General features: G+C 37.8%; 23 protein-coding genes (1 of these 23 running past the window's edge). 1 reads left to right on the top strand and 22 read right to left on the bottom strand.

All coding sequences use genetic code 11. From position 1 onward, the window contains the following. Positions 1 to 12: 12 nt before the first annotated feature. The 14 genes from BAOM_RS00270 to metG all read right to left on the bottom strand — a co-directional run bounded on the left by BAOM_RS00270 (position 13) and on the right by metG (position 13,462). A complete protein-coding gene (locus tag BAOM_RS00270) occupies positions 13 to 966 on the bottom strand; it encodes a ribose-phosphate diphosphokinase (protein WP_127758612.1) in 954 nt (317 codons plus the stop codon). A gap of 15 nt (positions 967 to 981) precedes the next feature. Then, positions 982 to 2,355 carry a bifunctional UDP-N-acetylglucosamine diphosphorylase/glucosamine-1-phosphate N-acetyltransferase GlmU gene (gene glmU / locus BAOM_RS00265; RefSeq protein WP_127758611.1) on the bottom strand — a complete coding sequence of 458 codons (1,374 nt, stop codon included), beginning with the start codon at positions 2,353 to 2,355 and terminating at the stop codon, positions 982 to 984. 301 nt (positions 2,356 to 2,656) lie between these two features. Continuing rightward, positions 2,657 to 2,959: a septation regulator SpoVG gene (gene spoVG, locus BAOM_RS00260; RefSeq protein ID WP_119117765.1), complete on the bottom strand. Its 303-nt coding sequence runs from the start codon at positions 2,957 to 2,959 to the stop codon at positions 2,657 to 2,659. A gap of 145 nt (positions 2,960 to 3,104) precedes the next feature. Then, positions 3,105 to 3,479: a 2-iminobutanoate/2-iminopropanoate deaminase gene (gene ridA / locus BAOM_RS00255; protein WP_119117766.1), complete on the bottom strand. Its 375-nt coding sequence runs from the start codon at positions 3,477 to 3,479 to the stop codon at positions 3,105 to 3,107. Between the two features lie 18 nt (positions 3,480 to 3,497). Then, positions 3,498 to 4,319 (bottom strand): pur operon repressor, encoded by an 822-nt coding sequence (purR, locus tag BAOM_RS00250; protein ID WP_127758610.1) that lies wholly within the window; start codon positions 4,317 to 4,319, stop codon positions 3,498 to 3,500. Positions 4,320 to 4,380: 61 nt separating this feature from the next. Next, complete coding sequence (ispE, locus tag BAOM_RS00245; RefSeq protein ID WP_127758609.1) at positions 4,381 to 5,250, bottom strand: 4-(cytidine 5'-diphospho)-2-C-methyl-D-erythritol kinase; 870 nt, start codon at positions 5,248 to 5,250, stop codon at positions 4,381 to 4,383. Between the two features lie 270 nt (positions 5,251 to 5,520). Beyond that, positions 5,521 to 5,694 carry a small, acid-soluble spore protein, alpha/beta type gene (locus tag BAOM_RS00240; RefSeq protein ID WP_119117769.1) on the bottom strand — a complete coding sequence of 58 codons (174 nt, stop codon included), beginning with the start codon at positions 5,692 to 5,694 and terminating at the stop codon, positions 5,521 to 5,523. Between the two features lie 117 nt (positions 5,695 to 5,811). Then, entirely contained in the window at positions 5,812 to 6,063 is a 252-nt protein-coding gene (gene veg / locus BAOM_RS00235; protein WP_119117770.1) for a biofilm formation stimulator Veg, read from the bottom strand. A 226-nt stretch (positions 6,064 to 6,289) separates the two neighbouring features. Beyond that, positions 6,290 to 7,171, bottom strand: a complete 882-nt coding sequence (gene yabG, locus BAOM_RS00230) for a sporulation peptidase YabG (protein WP_127758608.1) — start codon at positions 7,169 to 7,171, stop codon at positions 6,290 to 6,292. 271 nt (positions 7,172 to 7,442) lie between these two features. Next, on the bottom strand, positions 7,443 to 8,321 hold the full coding sequence (gene rsmA / locus BAOM_RS00225; RefSeq protein WP_127758607.1) for a 16S rRNA (adenine(1518)-N(6)/adenine(1519)-N(6))-dimethyltransferase RsmA: 879 nt from the start codon (positions 8,319 to 8,321) through the stop codon (positions 7,443 to 7,445). Next, complete coding sequence (gene rnmV, locus BAOM_RS00220) at positions 8,314 to 8,877, bottom strand: ribonuclease M5 (RefSeq protein ID WP_127758606.1); 564 nt, start codon at positions 8,875 to 8,877, stop codon at positions 8,314 to 8,316. Before rnmV ends, rsmA begins: the two co-directional genes overlap by 8 nt. 232 nt (positions 8,878 to 9,109) lie before the next feature. After that, entirely contained in the window at positions 9,110 to 10,303 is a 1,194-nt protein-coding gene (locus BAOM_RS00215) for a resuscitation-promoting factor (protein WP_127758605.1), read from the bottom strand. A 244-nt stretch (positions 10,304 to 10,547) separates the two neighbouring features. Next, positions 10,548 to 11,315 carry a TatD family hydrolase gene (locus BAOM_RS00210; RefSeq protein WP_127758604.1) on the bottom strand — a complete coding sequence of 256 codons (768 nt, stop codon included), beginning with the start codon at positions 11,313 to 11,315 and terminating at the stop codon, positions 10,548 to 10,550. A gap of 176 nt (positions 11,316 to 11,491) precedes the next feature. Next, complete coding sequence (metG, locus tag BAOM_RS00205) at positions 11,492 to 13,462, bottom strand: methionine--tRNA ligase (protein WP_127758603.1); 1,971 nt, start codon at positions 13,460 to 13,462, stop codon at positions 11,492 to 11,494. A gap of 596 nt (positions 13,463 to 14,058) precedes the next feature. Here metG and BAOM_RS00200 point away from each other — a divergent pair. Beyond that, entirely contained in the window at positions 14,059 to 14,343 is a 285-nt protein-coding gene (locus tag BAOM_RS00200; protein WP_119117778.1) for a transition state genes transcriptional regulator AbrB, read from the top strand. Between the two features lie 44 nt (positions 14,344 to 14,387). Here the strand turns inward: BAOM_RS00200 and rsmI are convergent, their stop codons facing one another. The 8 genes from rsmI to BAOM_RS00160 all read right to left on the bottom strand — a co-directional run. Next, a complete protein-coding gene (gene rsmI, locus BAOM_RS00195; protein WP_127758602.1) occupies positions 14,388 to 15,266 on the bottom strand; it encodes a 16S rRNA (cytidine(1402)-2'-O)-methyltransferase in 879 nt (292 codons plus the stop codon). Position 15,267: 1 nt separating this feature from the next. After that, positions 15,268 to 15,525 carry a GIY-YIG nuclease family protein gene (locus BAOM_RS00190; protein ID WP_127758601.1) on the bottom strand — a complete coding sequence of 86 codons (258 nt, stop codon included), beginning with the start codon at positions 15,523 to 15,525 and terminating at the stop codon, positions 15,268 to 15,270. After that, on the bottom strand, positions 15,512 to 16,255 hold the full coding sequence (locus tag BAOM_RS00185) for a tRNA1(Val) (adenine(37)-N6)-methyltransferase (protein ID WP_119117781.1): 744 nt from the start codon (positions 16,253 to 16,255) through the stop codon (positions 15,512 to 15,514). Before BAOM_RS00185 ends, BAOM_RS00190 begins: the two co-directional genes overlap by 14 nt. Positions 16,256 to 16,373: 118 nt before the next feature. Then, a complete protein-coding gene (gene yabA, locus BAOM_RS00180; protein WP_127758600.1) occupies positions 16,374 to 16,745 on the bottom strand; it encodes a DNA replication initiation control protein YabA in 372 nt (123 codons plus the stop codon). A gap of 16 nt (positions 16,746 to 16,761) precedes the next feature. Next, positions 16,762 to 17,589, bottom strand: a complete 828-nt coding sequence (locus BAOM_RS00175; RefSeq protein WP_127758599.1) for a PSP1 domain-containing protein — start codon at positions 17,587 to 17,589, stop codon at positions 16,762 to 16,764. A gap of 1 nt (position 17,590) precedes the next feature. Further along, the gene (holB, locus tag BAOM_RS00170) at positions 17,591 to 18,589 is read right to left on the bottom strand and encodes a DNA polymerase III subunit delta' (protein ID WP_119117784.1); all 999 of its coding nucleotides are present in this window, start codon (positions 18,587 to 18,589) and stop codon (positions 17,591 to 17,593) included. Positions 18,590 to 18,698: 109 nt separating this feature from the next. Continuing rightward, positions 18,699 to 19,337, bottom strand: coding sequence for a dTMP kinase (tmk, locus tag BAOM_RS00165; RefSeq protein ID WP_127758598.1), 639 nt, complete (start codon positions 19,335 to 19,337; stop codon positions 18,699 to 18,701). A gap of 42 nt (positions 19,338 to 19,379) precedes the next feature. Beyond that, on the bottom strand, positions 19,380 to 19,935 hold the final stretch of the coding sequence (locus BAOM_RS00160; protein ID WP_127758597.1) for an aminotransferase class I/II-fold pyridoxal phosphate-dependent enzyme. Its footprint extends 899 nt past the window's final position; 556 of the gene's 1,455 nt are visible here — the last part of the coding sequence; the start codon falls outside the window, past its right edge — the gene reads right to left on this strand; its stop codon occupies positions 19,380 to 19,382.

The raw sequence follows: 19,935 nt of genomic DNA, 5'->3' as shown, positions 1-19,935 counted from the left end.
ACCTATCTATCATCAATCAAACAATGTACTTACTGATTGCTCTTCATGAACACGGATAATTGCTTCAGCAATTAAAGGCGCCACAGATAACTCAGTAATTTTTTCGATTTTCTTTTCTTCCGGAAGAGCAATAGAGTTTGTTATAACTAGCTCTTTAATCGTTGAATTTTGGATACGTTCAATGGCAGGACCTGAAAGAACCGGATGTGAACAGCATGCATATACTTCTTTCGCACCGCTCTCTACTAATGCATTTGCAGCAAGTGTAATCGTACCCGCTGTATCGATAATATCATCGATTAAGATTGCTGTTTTCCCTTCAATATTACCAATGATGTTCATAACTTCTGCTACGTTTGGTCTTGGACGACGTTTATCGATAATAGCAATTGGTGCTTTTAGGCGATCTGCCATTTTACGAGCACGTGTTACACCACCATGGTCTGGTGAAACAATTACGATATCTTCTAATTCTTTTCCACCAAAGTAATCAGCTAAAAGTGGCACAGCTACTAAGTGGTCAATTGGAATATCGAAGAAACCTTGAATTTGTGGTGCATGAAGATCTAACGTCACAACACGGTGTGCTCCAGCTGTTTCTAAAAGGTTCGCAACTAATTTCGCTGTAATTGGCTCACGAGAACGAGCTTTACGATCTTGACGCGCATATCCATAGTAAGGCATAACAATATTAATAGTCTTTGCTGACGCACGTTTTAAAGCATCGATCATAATTAAAAGTTCCATTAAGTTCTCATTAACTGGTTGGCTAGTAGATTGAATGACGAAAACGTCACAACCACGGATACTTTCTTCGATGTTAATTTGAATTTCACCATCACTAAAACTTGTTACCGTACACTTACCAAGCTCTACTCCAATAGCATCAGCAATTTCTTGAGCTAACCCAACATTCGAGTTCAATGAAAACACTTTTAAATTAGGATCTAAATACTGGTTTGACATGATGACCTCCATAGGTTAATTATTAGAATTTAAGTTTTTCACGTAATCTTCTTTGTTAATCTGACGAGCGCGGGCAATAGACAATGCTTCACCTGGTACGTCTTCTGTAATCGTTGAACCAGCTGCCACATAGGCACCCTTCCCAACCGTTACAGGCGCTACAAGGTTTGAATTGCAACCAATAAATACATCATCTTCAATTTTCGTCAAATGCTTCTTCTTACCATCATAATTGACCGTAATCGAACCACATCCGATATTGACGCCTTTTCCTACCTCTGCATCGCCAATATAGCTTAAATGAGATGCTTTGCTGCCTTCACCGAAAACTGTCTTTTTAATTTCAACAAAATTACCGATTTTGACGGAATCATGGATTTCAGATTGTGGTCGAATATGAGCAAACGGACCAATGTTCACATTGCTTCCAATGCTGCTGGAATGAGCAACAGATTGATGAATATGCGTTCCCTTGCCAATTTCGCAATCTTTAATTTCCGAATGCGGTCCAATCACACAATCTTCTCCAATCACTGTTTGACCCGCAATCGTTACACCTGGGTAAATCGTTGTATCTTGACCAATACTAACACCGGATTCAATATACGTTGCTGCAGGATCGATAATCGTCACTCCATTACGCATATGGGTTTCATTAATTCGCTTACGCATAATCTGCTCTGCCTGTGACAAAGCAAGACGATCATTCACACCTAAGGTCTCTTCGAAGTCTTTTGTTTGGAATGCAGTTACAGTCTCTTGTGCAGATTTCAAAATTTCAATAACATCAGGCAAGTAATATTCATTCTGCACGTTGTCATTCGAAACTTGTTGTAACGCTTGGAATAACGCCTGGTTGTCAAAGCAATACGTACCTGTATTAATTTCTTTTACAGCACGTTCCTCGTCCGACGCATCCTTATGTTCGACAATTTTTTCGACAAGTCCATTGGCATTGCGAATAATTCGACCATATCCATCAGGGTTCTCTGCGTAGGCTGTTAAAACCGTCGCCTTTGCTCCTGTTTCTTCATGCAAAGTAACAAGTGCCTCCATCGTTTCCGCCTTGATTAAAGGCGTGTCTCCGCAGATGACAAGAGTTGTTCCTTCTTGCTTAGCTAAAACGCTTTCAGCCTGCATCACTGCATGCGCTGTTCCAAGCTGCTCAGCCTGCAAAGCATATTGACACACATCACCAAGTTGTTTTTGAACTTGCTCGGCACCGTGTCCAATAATGGTTACGATCTCTTCTATTTGAAGTTGATTGACTTGTTCAACAACATGCTGTACCATTGGTTTTCCGCAGACTGGGTGCAAAACCTTGTATAGTTTTGATTTCATTCTTGTACCTTGTCCTGCGGCCAATATTATTGCATACCGATTCCTCATAACAGGCCTCCATTTTAACCTTTTTATCCATTAAAAATATTATCTTAAATAGCGGCTCATTTCAAGGTAACAATTAAAAGTACCTTTTATTATCAATTTTGGGAGAGATAAATTCTTCATATTTTTCAAATAAGCAGGAGTTTTGGAAAGTAGAGAGGGAAATGAATGAAGACGGGTGACACTGCGGTTTCACACGAATGAGCCAACACTCGTATAAATCAACAATATTCCATTAACATAGCCCATAATAAAAAGAGCCTTACTAAGTAGTAGGCTCCTAGATGCAAATTTTATTGATTTTTTAAGCTAAAGAAGCGCCAGCTCCTGCTTCCTCTAATTCCGTTTCAAGTTCTCCTAAACGATGATATTCTGTTAAGACAGCTTCTTGAATTTTACCGCGTGTAGAGGAATTAATTGGATGAGCAATATCACGGAACTCTCCATCTGGAGTACGTTTACTTGGCATTGCAACAAATAAACCATTGTTTCCGTCAATCACACGAATATCATGAACAACAAATTCATTATCCAATGTAATTGATGCGATTGCTCTCATGCGTCCATCCGTGTTTACACGGCGTAATCTTACGTCAGTTACTTCCATTAAGTTCACCATCCCTATTTGTTGTTATGAAACTTTAAATAAGTAATTCAACAAAAAAAGGAGAACTCCTTCTAAGAATTGTAAGTTTTTTAGAAAATTTAGGATTTATTTATATTTTTTTCAATACTTATAAAAAAAGCTCGTCTTATTTAACGAGCGCAACTACTTCAATTTCAACTAATGCATCTTTTGGAAGGCGAGCTACTTCTACACAAGAACGGGCTGGCTTATGTGTTGAAAAATACTCTCCGTACACTTCATTAATTGCTCCAAAATCATTCATGTCTTTAATAAAAACCGTAGCTTTAATAACTGTTTCAAATGACGCTCCCGCTTCTTTTAAAACGGCTTGTAAGTTGCTGAACACCTGATGAGTCTGTTCCTTTACATCGCCTGTTACCATCTCTCCAGCCGGAGTAAGTGGAATTTGACCTGAGCTGTAAAACACATTATTAACAATAATTCCTTGTGAGTATGGGCCAATAGCTGCTGGTGCTTCATTTGTATGTACTGCTTTCATATTCATTTCCCCCTCTATTCAATCATTTGGAAAATAATTCCCGCGACTTACATTAATTTTTTTATCTCTTTCATCAACCTCTGACAATCTAATTAATGATATATAATCTTCAATCAGACGTTCCTCATTATGTTCAGACTCAACAAGTACAGCAATACCTGCTACCGTTGCTTTAAATTCTTCCAGCAAACTTACCATACCTTTCATGGTTCCGCCAGCTTTCATGAAATCATCTACAATTAACACATTAGAACCTTCCACTAAGCTTCGTTTTGAAAGAACCATCGTTTGAATTCGCTTGGAGGAACCAGAAACGTAGTTAATGCTCACCGTCGAACCTTCCGTTACTTTATTGTTTCTTCTAACAATCACGACGGGAACATTCAAATAATTCGCAACCGCATAAGCAAGCGAAATCCCTTTTGTAGCCATCGTCATAATAACAGAAACATTCGCTTTCGCATATCTAGCCGCAATAATGCGCCCCACTTTATTTACCGTTTGCGGGTCACCTAGAATATCTGTCATATATAGGTAGCCGCCTGGAAGTAATCGCTCCGGACTTGCAATCGTCTCACACAGCCCATCAATAAAGGCAGCTACATCCTCTTCTTTGATAGATACCATGTATTTCACACCGCCCGCAGCACCTGGAATGGTTGTTAACGAGCCAATGCCTCGCTGTTCAAACGTTTCTTTAATAATCGTTAAATCTTCGCTTATAGAAGACTTCGCTGACTGATATCTTTCAGAGAAAAAAGTTAGTGAAACGAGTTCTCCTGGATGCTCCAATAAATAATTAGTCATATCGACAAGTCTTTCACTACGACGAAATTTCACAAAAACACCCCCTGTCTTATTTCCGAATATTTTATAGTAACTATAACATTAATGTACGTATTTATTCAAGATGGTTCTGAGTTCCAAGCAAACGAACAGCGTATACCTGATCACAAAAGCCGCGCAAACCATTATAAATTCTTTGCATACGAGAATCATGCTCCACTAGCCCAAAAACTGTCGGACCACTCCCACTCATTAGTACGGCATCTGCTCCAAACGTTTTCATCTGATTTTTAATGTTTGCTACTTCTGGATAAAGCGGTAACGTCACTTGTTCTAATACATTCCCTAAACCACTGCATACTTTTTGATAATCATTATTTTCAATCGCCGCAATCATTCCGTACACATCTGGATGTTCCATATCAGAAAGCTGTAAGCGTTTATAAACATTTGCTGTCGAAACACCAAGCGTTGGTTTAGCTAAAATAACCCAACAATTCGGAGGCGGTGGTAAATGAGTAATTTTCTCACCTCGACCTTTTGCAAGCGCAGTGCCTCCATATACACAAAAAGAGACATCAGAACCAATTTCTGCGCCAATTTCCGCTAATTCATCTAATGAGAGACCAAGCCCCCATAATCTATTCAATCCTCTTAATGTCGCAGCCGCATCACTACTTCCTCCAGCAAGTCCAGCTGCAACCGGAATATTCTTTTCAATGGTAATCGAAACGCCTTTATTCACATCGTACCGTTCTTTTAATATATGTGCAGCCTGATAAGCTAAATTGCGATGATCGTCTGGCACAAAACGATTATGAGATAGGATTTTGATATTTTTCCCAGGAATCTCTTTCAATTCAATCCTGTCGGCAAGATCTACCGTTGTCATAATCATTTCTACTTCATGATAGCCATCAGGTCGCTTAAAAAGAACATCAAGCGCCAAATTTATTTTAGCTGGTGCCTTCTCCATGAGCTTCACTATTTCCACCTACTTTAACGTTCTTAAAAGTTCTTGTCCTATTCTATCATATCTGAATCTATTCTAAAGGTTTTTTCCGTGTAATTTCAATGAAATGAAATTTAAGTATTTCTTCAAAGAACCTAAAGGAAAAGCGGACTCGCCTAAAGAAAGAACCAAACTCTATTATTCACAATGTAAACATAAATGATTATGCTTATACATGGAATAAGAGTTTGGTTCTGATTAGATGTGTAGATAGCATGAAGTCGTATAGTCAGACTAAGATTGTTATTGCCCCATCATTTGACGCTGCGCTTTTTCAATGGCGAGTTTCACCATGTTTCCTGCATCACGAGCTCGAATGCCGCCCCAGCCTTCTTTCTGAACAACATCGTAAAAACCAAGTTCCTTTGCCAGTTCTTCCTTTAAACCTTCTGACATAATCCCTTTTCTTCTACTCAATTGAAACAGCTCCTTTTGCATGCTACTACATCTATAGTGTGCACATGAAACTTTATTATCATGAGCTTTTTATAAAAACTAAAAAGCAGCAAACATAACGTTTACTGCTTACTCTAATTACATTTCTTGTTGTTTGTTTAAAAACGTTAATTGTACGGTTTCCGTTAATACATCCGCATAGCTGTAAGATACTCTTTCAAACGCATTTTCCTCTTGGTCAAGCTCAATTACAAAAACAGCCGGGTAAGTTTCCGCCAACGTTCCAAAACGTTCTACAGTCTTTCTTCTTCCACCATTCGCCTTTAAAAGCAACCTTTTTCCTAGGTTTGAATCAAGTGCCGTTTTAATATCAGCTAAAGTTTTTGGCATTTTCGGTCCACCTCACTAAGTATAGTATATCACATTCTGGGTTGAAACGCAAATAAAATATTAAATTATATCAGCACTTAAAAATGTTTGTCAATAATTTTTATTATAAAATCCATTAAAAATGTTGGCTAACCATAGTATGGCACTATTATTGAAATATTATGTAAAGCTGTTACAACTGTTTTGCTCTACATGAAAATAAGCTACATCTGTATAAGAATGCAGCTTATTTTTCTTCTTGAATCGGTTTAAACGGCAAACCTGTTCGCAGGACTCCTCTTGTTTCAATGCCGCCTAACCCTTTTTCCCCAGTTAATGTATTACGCAGCACATCCCATACATGTATATACTCACGAAATGGTGTAAAACTAATCTTCCCTACTATATAGACAGGATCTAAAGCATGGATATTAACTCGCGAAGGAGAGCTTGCAAAATTGGCCCCCGCTTGAATAATGGATTCAAAGTGGGACTGACAAGCTCCTGCAAAAATAATAAGATGATCTAAGCTTGCTACCTTTTTGCGTGCTTCACGAACTGTCTCGACAAATTCCTTCGAATGGCGATAGGCCTTTAGATCCGTTATATCGCCTTTCGATTTCGAATAAGAATCATGCCCTGTAATGACGAGAATATCAGGTCGATAATGATCCAATAAGCCGCCGATTTTGTATGGCATTTCTTTCTCATTACAAAATACACCGTTTACAGGAATATGAAACCTTGCATATAAATCCAAACACTTACGTAAATAAGATGCATCTCCATCAACATGGAGCACCTTGCCCGGTATTTGAAAATAATCCCCATCATATCGATATCCGTTACTCGATTCATAACCGCTCTTTTGCTGCTGTAATTCTAAATCCTGCGTAAGTAGACGATTGGATTGCTCTTGTAGCTCTTTTGTCGCACGTTGGCGTTCATTTCGCTCTTCTTCCTGAATCTTTACTAAATCTTCAAAAGGAGCATCTGCAATTAGCCGAAACTCTTCCCCATATAAAATGGCTTGCTTCTTTCCATTTACCTCCCGAATATCGATGACGCGAAATAATATATCGCTCTCATATGAAATTCGTCCAACAATATCATTAATCTGCACAGTCATGGTCTCACCCCATGAGAAAAATTCCTTTAAGTTAGGTGCTTTATCTTTCTACAGTATGCAAAAGCACAGTCCATGGTGAATATAAAAACAGAAGCCTTCCAACATGCTACACAAGCTGGCAGGCACACGAGATCGTGGTTTCACATGAAACAAGTCTATAAACCCCCTCGACTAACAAAAGGTATGAAACAGCAGCAAGGCGCTGAAGAAGTCATTTATCGCTAGACAATAAAAAAGAGCTAGAGGTCATCCCCTAGCTGATTTTCCATCTTTATTTAAATGTCCCTAATAAAGCATCACTCAAACGCCCGAACTCTTCAATCGTTAACGTTTCACCCCGTCTTGTTGGATCAATACCTGTTTCTTCAAGGGCCTCAATAATTTGCTCCTTCTTCTCCTTACCACTTGGAAGCTGACTGGATAAATTATTTAAAATGGTTTTTCTTCTTTGGGCAAAGCTTGCACGTGTCACCTGAAATAAAAACTCTTCATCCTTCACTTCCACGAGCGGCTTTTCTCTTTTCGTCAATCGAATGACTGCAGAATCTACATTCGGCTGTGGCATAAAGACTGTTTTGGGAACAATCATCACCGTTTCAGCTTCCGTATAGTATTGGATAGCGATAGATAAAGAACCATACTCTTTCGTACCCGGTTTCGCCGCAATCCGGTCTGCCACTTCTTTTTGCAGCATACAGACAATGCCCCGAATCGGCAAACGATCAGCTAATAACTTTAAAATAATCGGTGTCGTCACATAATAAGGGAGGTTCGCTACAACCATTAAATCACGTATACCTGCAAACTCTTCCGAAACCACTTGCTGAACATCGGCTTTTAAAATATCCTGATGAATAATCTTCACATTCTGATAGGGTAACAATGTATCCGCTAAAATAGGCAGTAGGCGCTGATCAATCTCAAACGCTGTCACTTTTTTACTTCTTTTAGCAAGCTGTTCCGTTAAAGCCCCAATTCCTGGTCCAATCTCAATAGCACCGCTTTCTTCTGTCAGCTCTGCAAAGTCTACAATTCGATGTAAAATATTCGTATCAATTAAAAAGTTCTGCCCTAAACTCTTCTTAAAGGAAAAACCATACTTCTTTAAGATTTCTTTTGTTCTAATAGGTGTTGCAATGTCTTTATTCATTCTTTTCCTCCTGATTTATCCGAACCATTGCCTCAATAAACGCTTTCTTCGAAATTTGAAACATGTTCAAACGTTTATATAACTGCTTACCATTTGTGTGGCCAATACGTAACAGTACGCCAAGTCTTTCTCTTCTATCCTTTGCACCTGCCCCGCCGATTAAACCTGCATCAACAAGGTCCTGCTGCGAAATTTCTTCAGGAGCCTCTTCCTCCATTAATTGCGCATCCTTCAACGCATTTCGAATCGCCTCGGGAGATGCATGCTCCACACCAATACCGCGTCCAGATTTCGGCAATCCCTCCTGTTTCGTAATGAAAGCATGCTTACAGCCCTTCACTTGCTCCGAAATCGTATTTCTAATTTTTTGACCTGGAAAGTCTGGATCAGTAAAAATAATCACGCCTCGTGTTTGCTGAGCAAGCCGAACTTGTTCAATAACAGATTCATTCACGGCTGAACCATTTGTCTCAATCGTATCGGCATTAACTGACCGCTTAATGGCCACGGTATCGTCTTTTCCTTCCACTACAATAATTTCCTTAATTTTTTTCATTTCTTCCTCCATATCGCGAAACCTTTTTATGTTTTCACTCGTCTATGCAGTATAGGATACCAAAATATATTCTTACTTGATACGTATCACCTTGCTAATCAAGGCTCTTGCACTTGTCTTATTATAAAGCAAAAGCGATGTTAAACATATTGTGAATCTAAAAACCCATGCATCATACGTCTAGAAAGACAAATAAAAAACAGGAGATACATCATCTCCTGCTAAAAGTCTTCTAATCGATTATACGAACCTTTACCCTCTTGACACCCCAACGATAGGCTTCAGATTTAGAAGGGATAAACACATCAATTTTATTTCCTCTAATTGCTCCACCTTTGTCGGCAGCAACAGCATAGCCGTATCCTTCAACATGTACTTTAGAACCAAGCGGGATGACATTAGGATCAACAGCAATCACCTTTGCATGTGGATTACTCTTTAAATTCATTCCCGTCGCTGTCACGCCGGAACAACCATTACAGCTTGCTGTGTAAGCGGTTGATGAAACATATATTTCTTTTCCGCCTGATGAACTACTAACATTACTTGCATAAGTAGCAGTGGGAGTAGGTGCTTTCGTTCCTACTGCGACTACCTGATCCTGCTTTTCTTTTATAACCTTTTCAGCAATAACTTTTCGTTTTACTTCTTTACCGTTTTCTTTTATGACTTCATATTGTGTTGAAATTTGACCTTTTTTCCCTTCTGTCAGGATTTTTTCTTTTCCTTCTGAAAGGGAATCATCTTCTTTTTTCACAATGTCATATTCGATTGGTGATTCCACTACATCGGTGACTTTTTCAACTCGAGTGACGTTTATTGTATTCTTTGCTTGAACTTTTTCCGATAATTTCGGCTCAACTCTATCTAATTCATTGAGCTTCACACCTTGTTGCGTCAAAAAGTCAACGACCGTAGTCGAAGTTGACCACACTTGCTTTTTCTTACCTCCCACTACTAAAGTGAGTGGAAAAGCTTTTTTAACGGAAATTTCCATTTTTTCTTTAATAGGGGTCTTTTTAGCAGGACTCAATTTATCATGTTGTGTCACTTCAATGTCTTGTTCCTTTAACAACTCACCAACTGTATCAGTTGTTGTCCATACTTTTGTTTCCTTGCCGTCCTGAAGTAATGCTACTTGTTGAGCAGGTTTCCAGACTACTTGTACATCCTCTTTCAACTGACTGTTTTTCGAAGGCAATATGTAGTCTTCAGCTTTGACCTGAATCTCTAACTCTTTTAATACCTCATCTACAGTAGCAGCATGTGTGCGCACTACTTGTTCTTGCCCATCAATGATGACAGTAATCGTCTGCTTTGTACCTTGATAAAACAGGATTCCAACCACTATCGTAAGCACAAGTACACTACAAATAGCATTGGTTGTTCGCTTTATCCCAAAAGACTTGGGAACTAAGTTCTTCATAGTTTCTACAAAAATGAAAAACTCCTCCTTCCTCTCGGTGATTATAAAGACATACTCAGCAAGATGTCAACCCACCTGTTTTTTTCATTGTTAGGAAATTAGTTCCTATTATGACTAGTGTCTATGAAATTGAAAAGGGTGAATTCTCGACAACATTAATCATTGATAGACATGAGATTTGTAGAATTTTTGGGAATTGACGAGAAAAAGACAAATATTAGGTGAATATTCACAAAGGAAATTGTCAATTTATGGCGAATATTTTTTTGGCATTTTCTGTTGTAATGCGTGCAACTTCTTCTACTGAAACTTGTTTAATACTTGCAATCTGCTCAGCTACTAGTTTCACATAAGCCGGTTCATTTCTTTTTCCTCTAAAAGGATGCGGAGCTAAGTACGGACAATCGGTTTCAATAAGCAAGCGATCTAGTGGAACTTCTGCTGCAACTTCCTTCGGTTTTTTAGCATTTTTAAATGTAACTGGCCCACCGAGAGAAATATAAAAGTTCATCTCTAAACATTCTTTTGCCGTTTCTACACTGCCACTAAAGCAATGCATAATACCACCTACAAGTGATGCCTCTTCTTCTCTTAAAATGGTTATAATATCTGCTGTCGCTTCTCGATTATGAATAATAATTGGTAGTTTCACTCTTTTAGCCAAACGAATTTGCTTTCGAAACACCTCCATTTGGATTTCTTTTGGTGACTTATCCCAATAATAGTCTAGTCCCATTTCTCCAATTGCTACGACCTTTGGATGTGCTGCTAGTGATTCGATCCACTCTAAATCACCATCAGTCATATCAATTGCATCAACAGGATGCCAGCCTACGGCCGCATATAAGAAATCATATGTTTCTACTAACTCCATTGCCTTTGTAATCGTTGGACGATCAAATCCTACGACAATCATGTTAGCGACCCCTGCTTCTTGTGCTCTCTTAATTGCTTCTGTCAAATCTTCTTCAAATTGTTCTGCGTTCAGATGTACATGCGTATCAAATAGCATTTCTATCTTCCTCTCTACCATTAGTTTATTACGAAATACAGTGCTTATGTTTCACAATTCGATTACAAATATGTAACAAAAAAATCGAATTTGGTAAAAATATACATAAAAAAGCATAAAAACGTTTCACATGAAACATTTTTATGCTTTTTTCTTTATCTTTAAATGCCTGTTGTCTATTTCACTTTAGAGCCATTAGGAAGCGCTGCATCAACGGTTGCAACGGATAATACACCTTCATTACTTCCTGCTAGAATCATTCCCTGTGATAATTCACCGCGCAATTTTACTGGTTTCAAATTTGTAACACAAATGACTTTTTTGCCCACTAATTCTTCCGGTTTATAATATTGAGCAATACCTGATACAACTTGGCGTCTTTCATAGCCCAAATCTAGTTGTAATTTTAAAAGTTTATCAGCCTTTTTCACTGGTTCTACTTCTAGCACTTGTGCTACTCTAAGCTCTACTTTCATGAAATCATCAATTGTAATCTCATCGACTTCTGGAATTTCAATTTCTTTCGGTTCTTCCTTTGATTCCTCTTTTGGAGCTCCCCCCTGCATTTGCTCTTTAATATATTGGACTTCCTCTTCCATCTCTAATCGAGGAAAAATTGGTTCTGCTTTAACTACCTTTGTTTGAGCTGGAATTTGTCCAAAAGCATCCAAGCTATCCCACGTTTTTAATATCTCATCCTTAATATTTAATTGGGCAAAGATTTTTTCTGGTGTCTGTGTTAAAAATGGTTTTAGTAAAATAGCCACTCGACGTAATGTTTCAGCTAAATGAACCATTACACTTCCTAGTTCATCGCGCTTTTCTTCCTCTTTTGCAAGTACCCATGGCTGTGTTTCATCAATAAATTTATTCGTTCTGCTCACAAGCTGCCAAATAGACGTCAAAGCAACTGAGAATTCCATATTCTCCATAGCCTCTTCATATTTCTTCACAGTTTCCCTATTCATCTCTAATAAAGACTGCTGGAATTCACCTTTTGAATCTACATAAGCTGGGATTTCTCCATCAAAATATTTATTAATCATGGCAACTGTACGATTAAGTAGATTTCCAAGATCATTCGCTAAATCAAAGTTAATACGTTCAATAAAGCCTTCTGGAGTAAATACTCCATCTGAACCAAATGGTACTTCACGCAGTAAATAATAGCGTAACGCATCTAACCCGTAACGATCAATTAATGTGACAGGATCGACCACGTTTCCTTTTGACTTTGACATCTTGCCATCCTTCATTAATAACCAACCATGCGCAAACACTTTGTTCGGTAATGGTAAATCCAGTGCCATCAACATAATTGGCCAATAAATAGTATGGAAGCGTACGATTTCTTTTCCAACAAGATGAACATTAGCTGGCCAATATTTAGTATACTTTGACTCATCTTTAGACCCATAACCTAAAGCGGTAATATAATTCGTTAAGGCATCAATCCATACATACACAACATGCTTCGGATTACCTGGTACTTTAATTCCCCAATCAAAAGTCGTACGCGAAACAGCCAAATCCTCTAAACCTGGCTTAATGAAGTTATTAATCATTTCATTCTTACGAGATTCCGGTTGAATAAATTGTGGATTTTCTTCATAAAATTGCAGCAAACGGTCTGCATACTTACTCATTCTAAAGAAATATGATTCCTCTTTTACCTTTTCAACTGGTCTGTTGCAGTCCGGGCACTTTCCATCATTTTCTTCAACTTGACGCTCTGTAAAGAATGATTCACAAGGTGTACAGTATAACCCCTCATATTCATCTAAATAAATATCTCCCTGATCAAGCAGCTGCTTAAAAATCTTGGCAACAACTTCTTTATGACGCTCTTCCGTTGTTCTAATAAAGTCATTGTAAGAAATATCAAGTTTTTTCCATAGATCTTTAATACCTGAAACGATATTATCGACATATTGCTGTGGTGTTATCCCTTGTTCTTCTGCCTTTCGTTGAATCTTTTGACCATGTTCATCGGTCCCTGTCAAGTACATGACATCGAATCCACGCAGTCTTTTATAGCGAGCCATTGCATCGCCTGCCACAGTTGTATAAGCATGACCTATATGTAAATTTCCACTTGGATAATAAATAGGCGTTGTAATATAAAATGTCTTTTGGTTATCCTTCATATTCTTTTCCTTCCTCCTCAACTTTTGCAAATCTAGTTCTATAAATATCACTAAACTGCATGAAACCGCTACCCCTATTTTAACGCTATCTGTCCATCTATGCGACTAGAAAACATAAACTCCTCTTTAAAAAGGACACAATGCCATTCATTTTATCATCATTGCCTCATTTATAAATAAAATATACCTGCGTCAAACAATACATATACAGATAGAATCTATATTTTTACAAAAATATACAAAAAAAGTAACCTAAACCGAACATTTCATTGGAATTATATTGAATTTATGAGTATAATGAACATTGGCAGATGTCGATTGCCGTACACCTGTGTCGAATTCTGCTGACCATTATCAAACGTTCAATTTTCTTTTAAAAATTTTTCGATAAATAAGGGAATAAAAAGGATAAAAAGCGCAATAAACCCTTGATATATGGGCATTTGACCACTCAAAAAATACAGTAATAATAAAAAATAAAATCATTGACGTATTTGGGAATGGCTGGTATTATAGGTTTATAAGAAGTTTGTCGAATATTGACGAATAAAAAAATAGATAATAGATTATAAATTTGAGAGGAGATTTTATTAGTTATGAAATCTACAGGAATCGTTCGTAAAGTTGATGAATTAGGTCGTGTGGTAATTCCGATTGAGCTTCGCCGTACATTAGGTATTGCAGAAAAGGACGCTTTAGAAATTTACGTAGATGATGAGCGCATCATCTTAAAAAAATACAAACCAAACATGACTTGCCAAGTAACTGGTGAAGTATCTGACGATAACTTAACACTTGCAGGCGGTAAATTAGTTCTTAGCCGTGAAGGTGCTGAAATTCTTATTAAAGAAATTCAAAATAGTTTCGAAGCTTCTAAATAAGATATAAAAAAAGCTACTAGATTCATCTAGTAGCTTTTTTGTATTTATTCTTCAATATGATAGGCTTGATACACTTCCCTCTTTTGCAACCCACGATCTTTTGCAACCTGCTTAATAGCTTCCTTCGACTGAAGCCCTTTCGCTTCCACATAGTAGTCTACATGTTTAACTAAATCCATTGAACTCCACCAAACGATTTCTTCCTCTTCTGTGGCAGGTATAGCCCCTTCTATAATTAAACAAAATTCACCACGTACTTCAGATTCATTTGCCCATGCTAATGCCTCACTAATCGTTCCACGAATAAATTCTTCAAACTTCTTCGTCAACTCACGGCATAAAACAATATTTCGGTCTCCTAATATATCAAGCATCTGCTTTAATGTTTCTTTTAAACGATGAGGGGATTCATACATAACCCATGTAGCTTCTATCTTCTTTAATCTCTGAAGCTCCTCCTTCTTCTGTTTAGCCCCTCTTTGCAAAAATCCATAAAAATAAAAGGGTTGTGGTACTAAACCTGAAGCAATTAAAGCTGTTAAAGCTGCATTTGCCCCCGGGAGCGGAATAACCTTTAATTGCTCGGCAATTGCATCTTTTACTAGTTCATAACCTGGATCTGAAATCGTTGGCATTCCTGCATCGCTGACTAAAGCAATTACCTGTCCGTTACGAAGTCGATCTAGCATATGCCTGCCGCTATTCTCTTTATTATGCTCATGATAGCTTACAATCGGTGTTGTAATCTCAAAATAATTGCATAGCTTTTTCGTATTTCTTGTATCCTCTGCTGCAATAACATCTGCTTCCTTTAAAATACGTAAAGCTCGAAAGCTCATATCTTCTAAATTGCCAATAGGGGTTGGTACTAAATACAAGGCCGGCTCGAGACCTTCTCTTTCAAAACTCTTCTGCTGCCACATACTACTCCTCCTTTTTCATCCATTTCTGTTTACTCTGCCGTGATAGCTGCTTAAAACGATATTCAGCTTGCATAGCCTCCTTTTTCGTATCAAAGGTTTCATAATAAATAAGTGAAACAGGTGTTCTCCCACGCGTATATTTGGCCCCTTTTCCTTGATTATGAAGATTTACACGGCGTTCTAGATGATTTGTATAACCTGCATAATAGCTTGTATCTGCGCATTCTAATACATAAAAATAATGCTTACTGCTCTCCATATAAAATCCTTCTAATGTCTGGATTATATTCATTTTGTTCATTATAGACAACAAGCGGTGGTAACACCTTTAAGTCCGGGTTCCCATCTTTAATTCCCTCAATTAAAATCGTATTCGCTTCTTTATTTTGTTTTGGATAAACAAACTGAAGTCGCTTCGGCTCAATGCGATATTGCCTCATTAGACTTAATATATCCATTAATCGCCCTGGACGATGAACAAAAGCAGCCTTTCCGCCTTGACGTAACAGTTGACTGCTTACTCGAATGACGTCTTCAAGGTTACACATAATCTCATGACGAGCAATTGCATAATGTTCATTTTTATTGATTTCCTCTTGAGAAGGCGTTGGAAAATACGGTGGATTACACGTCACTACATCGTATTTGCTATACCCAATCTCCTTCACTATCTCTTTCAAATCACCATGAATCATCTCAATTTGCTGAGATAGCTCATTATAGTTTACACTTCGACGCGCCATATCACAAAGCCGCTCTTGAATTTCAACACCTATAATTGAGCCTTTTGTCCGAGTACTCAATAACAACGGGATAATCCCATTTCCTGAACATAGATCAACTAGTTTCCCTTTTTGAATTGGTACATTCACAAATTTCGACAATAGCACGGCATCTAATGAAAAGGCAAACACAGAAGGACTTTGAATAATTCTTAAATCCTCTGCTAATAAATAATCAAGTCGCTCATCTTCTCTAAGTTGCACCATAGATTGTTTCCTCCTAGCCATTTTTCATCGTACAAAAAAGGTCTGACTCATGCTTACATGTCAGACCTCGAATTACTATATGTTATCATGTAAAAGAGACAAATAAACGCTCCCTAGGCTATTTTTTATTTAAAAAGGATAGACAGAAGAGACAATCTCCTTCTTTACGTAAACTACCAAAATGAAGATTACAAATATGAAAACCTTCTTGATAAATGCGAGCTAAGTTATCATACCCTTCACCGATATCTATAGTCTTTTCCTCACTATTTATCGACTTCACTTTCACCTTGCTGGCTCCTTTTTTAGCAGCCTTTGGCACTTCAATTAAATCTAATCTACGTCGCAAGTGGTCATTCTCCAGCTTTAATGATTGATTATCTTCCAATACTTCGGCAAGATGTTCTTTCAATTCTCCAAGCTGTTTGTACAGTTGACCGATTTGGGTTTCCATACTCGTAACCGATTCAAAAATCTCTTTCTTATCCACGCTACCCACCACCTTACTAATCTGTGGCTTGAATAGAAACGGCTCCCTCGTTTAGAATCTCATCTAAAGTATATTCTAATACTCTGTCTTGTTCGATTAATTCAACTTGAAGTACACGTTCTAGAATGTTAAGCCCAACTACCTTGCCTTTACCGTTTGGAGTTTTAATAATTTCCCCTAAATCAGGAAGCAGTTCTTTTGCACTTTCGTATTCATCATTTTCATATTTTAAGCAACACATCAGACGTCCGCATAAGCCTGATATTTTTGTTGGATTTAACGATAGATTTTGGTCTTTCGCCATTTTAATGGAGACAGGCTCAAAGTCACCAAGAAACGTTGAACAGCAAAGCATTCGGCCACATGGTCCAATTCCGCCTAGCATTTTAGCTTCATCGCGTACACCAATTTGGCGAAGTTCAATTCTAGTTCGAAAAATAGCAGCCAAGTCTTTCACTAAATCACGAAAATCAACACGTCCATCTGCTGTAAAAAAGAAAACAACTTTATTTCGATCAAATGTATACTCAACATCAACAAGCTTCATATCTAGCTTATGTTCTTCTACCTTTTGACAGCAAATATCGTAGGCCTCTTTAGCAGCCGCTTTATTCTCCTCTACAATTAACCGATCTTTTTTATCCGCAATCCTTAACACTTTTTTCAAAGGCAGGACAACATCATTTTCTCCTACTTGCTTCCGGGCTGTTACAACCTTGCCGAATTCCACACCACGAACGGTTTCCACTATGACAAAGTCATCCTTAGGAATATCGATTTCACCCGGATCAAAATAGTATATTTTGCCCGCTTTTTTAAAACGGACGCCTACAACATCATACAAATCATGATCCCTCCTGCAAATTCAGCACAAGCTGTTCCATTAACAGCTGTGGATTTGTATTGGACGACAACTTTCGTTTCGTATCCAAAATAGTGCCCATACAATCTGCAAGACGCCTTTGTGAGAGCTGAAGAGCATGAGAGGCAAGCTCTTCTTCCTGATTTTGAAACACGACGAAGTTCCGCTTGTCCAATTGAATATATAGTAAATCCTTATAAATCAAAAGTAGTAAATCAAGCCCTTTATCTAGTTGCTCTCGTTCCTTAAAGTGAGAAAACCAATCCGTTTGTAAAAATAACAATGCCTTCATCCGGTTTTGTTTTAACACTTCATATAATTTTACCACTATTTTTTGAGCTTGTACAAACCATTCATCGTGGCTCAGCGCTAAACCTTCTTCTACATTTTGAGTAATTTGGGAAATGACGGAGGCAATTTGCGGTTGAAGATTGTGCTCTATCAATTTTTGTTTCACATTCTCAGGAGAAAGCGGCTGAAAGGTTAATACTTGACATCGCGAAATAATCGTTGGTAATATCCTCTGAACTTGCTCAGTCATTAAGATGGCAACTGTGTCATCCGATGGCTCTTCTAGAAACTTCAATAAGCTATTAGCCGCACCTACGGACATTTTATCAGCATCAGCAATCATATAGATTTTCCGATTTGCTTCTACGCTTTTTTTCGAAAATTCCTCTTGAAGCTGTTTAATTTGCTCCTTTTTAATCGATAAGCCATCTCGCTCAATATAATGAACATCTGGATGATTTCCACTCATGATTCGCTTGCAATTTCTACACTCTTCACATGGCTCATAACCAGCAATAGGAGCTTCACACAACAAGCTTTTAGCAAAAACATGGCTCACTTCATGTTTACCTATTCCTTTTTCTCCTTCAAACAAATAAGCATGTGCTACTCGTTTTTTTACTAAGCTATTTTGCAACATCCTCATAATCTGCGGCTGTACTTGTTTTGCTTCCTGCCATGTTTTATTCAAAATGATCAACTCACTTAAGTATTATAAATTCATGTATCAGATATTAACTGTATTATTTTACCATTATATTAATTGTTAGAAAGGAGGATAATGACAAATCGTTGTCCTATCATCCTTTTTTATGCAAAAATTCTACAATACTTTGCTTTGCCTGTTCAAACACGAACTCTAACGATTGACTCGCATCAATTAATACGAATCTCTCCTTCCATCGATTCATTACAAGCTGATAGCCTTCACGTACTTTTTTATGGAAATCGATTGTTTCCAAGTCTAAACGATTCACTTCCCGATGATTATTCGCTTGAATTCGCTTTAATCCTTCATCTGGTTCAATATCAAAATACAGCGTTATATCTGGCATAACATCAGCAATCGCAAATGTATTAATACTATAAATTTCTTCAATTTCTAAGCCGCGTGCATGCCCTTGATAAGCAAGCGAGCTATCAATAAAACGATCACATAGTACAATCATTCCCTGCTCTAATGCAGGAATAATTCTCTCAACTAGATGCTGACGCCTTGCTGCAGCATACAATAAAGCTTCCGTTCTTGAATCCATCGCTGTATTCTCTTTATTTAAAATCACTTCTCGAATTTGTTCTGCAATTGGAATTCCGCCTGGTTCCCTAGTTACAACAACACGATGTCCTTCCTTTTCTAAGGCAGCTCCTAAAAGTTGCAATATCGTTGTTTTTCCAGCACCTTCAGGCCCTTCCAATGTAATAAATGCTCCACGATTCATCGCTTATCCCACCGTTCATTATTTTACTGCTAGTATATCATTTTAACGGACAGACCCAGATTCGTAAACGATAAGCTCACCACTCATCAATGCTTGTCCACCGTGAAAACGGGATTTATGTGCTAATAAATGTTTTAAAGTCGCCACTTTCTCAGCTGTAATCATTTCCCCAGGCATAATAAAAGGAATCCCTGGAGGATATGGAATGACCATTTCTGCTGAAACTTGACCAATTGCTTCATTTAATAAAACTTGTTTTGTTTTCATTTGCTTCATATCTGAATAAGATACTACTAGTGTTGTTATGATTGCTTCTTCCTTCCATTGAATCATAGAAGAAGTACTATTTTGTCCCTTCTTCCCTTTTAACGCTCCTTGTATTTGTTCAATGGTCTGTCGTAAAGGATAAAACTGTTCCTTTTTTAATAATGGCAATATGAGTAAGACATTGCGGGGATCCGCCAATTCAGAATAAATACCTGCTTCTTCAAGTAAAGCTTGTACTTCATAACCACTTAGTCCCTGTGTTGATCGAATACTCACCTTTAGCGGGTCAGCTACAACACCTTTAGGCGGTTCTAACACTTCAACTTCTTTA

Source organism: Peribacillus asahii, assembly GCF_004006295.1.
Classification (GTDB): Bacteria; Bacillota; Bacilli; order Bacillales; family DSM-1321; genus Peribacillus; species Peribacillus asahii_A.
This window is presented reverse-complemented; position numbering and strand designations above follow the sequence as displayed.